The organism is uncultured Aurantimicrobium sp., from assembly GCF_936931525.1.
In the GTDB taxonomy this organism is placed as follows: domain Bacteria; phylum Actinomycetota; class Actinomycetes; order Actinomycetales; family Microbacteriaceae; genus Aurantimicrobium.
The window spans coordinates 1-3,129 of sequence record NZ_CAKZII010000114.1 but is presented as its reverse complement, the minus strand read 5'-3'; the positions used below and the strand labels follow the sequence as shown (position 1 = coordinate 3,129).

Sequence of the window (3,129 nt, the reverse complement as noted above, 5' to 3'; positions counted from 1 at the left end):
AGCCGAATTGGCGGAATGGCAGACGCGGAGCACTCAAAATGCTTTGTCTTCGGACGTGTGGGTTCAAGTCCCACATTCGGCACCACTAAGAAAAGCCCCTCAGATGAGGGGCTTTTCTTATTTCAAACCTAGAGGTTTTCGTAGGCGGGAGCTGCTGCGTTACGAGCATCTCCGACCTTGTGAACACGAAGGTCGTTGGTAGAACCGGCAATTCCCGGAGGGGAACCGGCGATAACGACCACCTTGTCGCCAGCAGATGCAAGACCTTCACCCATGAGGAGGTCATCTACTTGACCAAACATCTGGTCAGTGTGAGTCACAGCTTCGACCAGGTAGGACTTGACGCCCCAGGTGAGGGCCATGCGGCGACGAATGTGTTCGTGAGGCGTCAGAACAATCATGGGAATGTCTGAACGCAGGCGTGCCATACGTCGAGCAGAGTCACCTGATTCGGTAAAGACAACCAAGAACTTCGCGTCGACAAACTCGGCAACTTCCTTTGCAGCCAAAGTGATTGCACCACCCTGGGTGCGAGGCTTGGTGCCCAGCTCAGGAATACGCTCAAGACCGTGATCCTCAGTTGATTCAATAATTCGAGCCATGGTGGAAACGGTAATTGTCGGGAAATCACCCACGCTGGTCTCACCGGAGAGCATTACAGCGTCGGTTCCGTCAAGAACAGCGTTGGCACAGTCAGATGCCTCTGCACGGGTCGGACGTGGGCTTGAGATCATGGACTCAAGAACCTGCGTAGCGACGATAACGGGCTTTGCCCAGCGACGAGCTAGTTCAACGGCGCGCTTCTGGACAATAGGGACAGCTTCCAGGGGAAGCTCAACACCGAGGTCACCACGAGCAACCATGATGGCGTCAAACGCATCAACAATTTCTTCGAGGTTGTCAACGGCCTGTGGCTTTTCGACCTTTGCGATGACGGGAAGACGAACGCCTTCTTCGTCCATGATTTCGTGAACGCGCTTGATGTCTGCTGCATCACGAACAAAGCTCAAGGCAATGAAGTCTGCGCCTAGACGAAGACCCCAACGGAGGTCAGCCTCATCTTTGTCGGACAGGGCAGGGACATTCACAGCAACTCCAGGAAGGTTAATTCCCTTGTTGTTTGAGATGGGACCAGGTACCTCAACGACAGTGGTGACGACGGTGCCATCAGTTTCTAGAACACGAAGGGTTACCTTGCCATCATCGATGAGAAGAGGGTCACCCGCCTTGACATCCTGAGGAAGACCTTTGAAGGTGGTGGAGCTAATTTCCTTATTGCCCACAATGTCTTCGATAGTGATCTTGAAGATGTCGCCTTCTGCGAGATCGTAGGGACCACCCTCAAATTTTCCGAGACGAATCTTGGGACCCTGAAGGTCAACCAAGACAGCGACAGGCTTACCCACATCTGCAGCAGCCTTGCGAACGTTGCGGTAAACCTCTTCGTGCACGTCGTAGGAGCCGTGTGAGAGGTTCATGCGAGCTACGTCAACACCAGCCTCAATAATGGCTTTCAGGCTTTCATAACTCGATGTTGCAGGACCAAGGGTCGCAACGATTTTGGCGCGTCTCATGAAATGTCTCTTTCGTTTCAGTGGTGCCAGGTCACAGGAGGGAACTGCGACTGTTTTATCGTACTAAACCGCGAAACCGCGATCTGTGGGTAATACAGGAACAGGGAGCAAAGTTTCACCTTCAAGGTAGCGGTCAACGGCTGCAGCAGCTGCGCGACCCTCGGCAATAGCCCAGACAATCAGGGATTGACCACGACCAGCATCACCAGCAACGAATACGCCTGGCTCTGCGGTTGCATATTCTGCATCGCGGTTGAGATTTCCTCGTTGGGTCAAGCTCACACCAAGCTCAGAGGCTGCAATGTCACCTTCTGGACCGGTAAACCCAAGAGCAAGAAGTACGAGGTCAGCAGGAATCTCTCGCTCGGTTCCGGCCTTAGGGACACGTGTTCCATCAACGAACTCTGTTTCTGCAACTCGAACAGCGCGGACGTTTCCATCCTTATCGCCTAGGAACTCAACGGTGGAGACGAGGTACTCACGAGTACCTCCCTCTTCGTGTGCACTAGTGACTTCGAAAAGGTTAGGGAAAGTTGGCCAAGGCTGAGAGTCGGAACGCTCGGCTGGAGGCTGCTTACCGATAGCAAGGTTAGTAACTGAAGCGGCTTGGTGGCGGTGTGCCGTGCCAATGCAGTCAGCGCCGGTATCTCCACCACCGAGGACAACAACGTGTTTGCCCTGAGCATGGATTTGATCGATGACTTCTTGCCCGTCAACAGCGCGGTTGGACTGCGCAAGATATTCCATAGCGAAATGAACTCCGGAGAGGTCACGTCCTGGAATAGAAAGGTCTCGAGGAACCATTGCACCCGTTGCAACGACAACTGCGTCGTAACGCTTACGCAGGTCTTCCCACGTAATGTCAACACCAATGTTGACTCCTGGACGGAATCGAGTTCCTTCAGCTTCCATCTGCTCAAGGCGACGGTCGATGTGAATCTTTTCCATCTTGAAATCAGGAATACCGTATCGAAGCAGACCGCCGATTTTCTCGTCGCGCTCGAAGACAGCAACGGTATGTCCAGCACGAGTTAGCTGCTGTGCGGCAGCTAGTCCTGCAGGGCCTGAACCGACAACGGCGACAGTCTTTCCAGAAAGACGCTCAGGAATGAGGGGCTCAACCCAACCTTCATCGAAAGCCTTATCAATGATGGACACTTCAACCTGTTTGATGGTGACAGCAGGCTGATTAATTCCTAGAACACAGGAGGACTCACAGGGTGCCGGGCACAAACGACCGGTGAACTCAGGGAAGTTATTGGTCGCATGTAGGCGATCAATGGCGTCCTTGTCATCTCCACGCCACGTGAGGTCGTTCCATTCAGGGATCAGGTTACCCAGAGGGCATCCTTGGTGGCAGAAAGGAATTCCACAGTCCATGCAACGACCTGCCTGGCGCACCAGGGTTTCGCGGTCGCCAGCTTCATAGACCTCTTTCCAGTCCATCAAACGGATAGGAACGGGGCGGCGGGCAGGAACTTCACGTTGACGTGTGTTCAAGAAACCTTTGGGATCAGCCACCGGTCACCTCCATGATTTTCTTCCAGGTTGCATC

The 3,129-nt window shown here is 53.7% G+C and carries 2 protein-coding genes and 1 tRNA gene; 1 reads left to right on the top strand and 2 read right to left on the bottom strand.

The features are described from left to right. Position 1 precedes the first annotated feature (1 nt). Positions 2 to 85 (top strand) — tRNA-Leu (locus Q0362_RS05240). A gap of 43 nt (positions 86 to 128) precedes the next feature. On the opposite strand, the gene pyk is transcribed toward Q0362_RS05240, so the two are convergent. Together pyk and Q0362_RS05230 are read right to left on the bottom strand one after the other, a co-directional pair. Next, complete coding sequence (pyk, locus tag Q0362_RS05235; RefSeq protein ID WP_298120773.1) at positions 129 to 1,574, bottom strand: pyruvate kinase; 1,446 nt, start codon at positions 1,572 to 1,574, stop codon at positions 129 to 131. 63 nt (positions 1,575 to 1,637) lie between these two features. Then, positions 1,638 to 3,095, bottom strand: a complete 1,458-nt coding sequence (locus tag Q0362_RS05230) for a glutamate synthase subunit beta (RefSeq protein WP_298120770.1) — start codon at positions 3,093 to 3,095, stop codon at positions 1,638 to 1,640. Between the last annotated feature and the right edge of the window lie 34 nt (positions 3,096 to 3,129).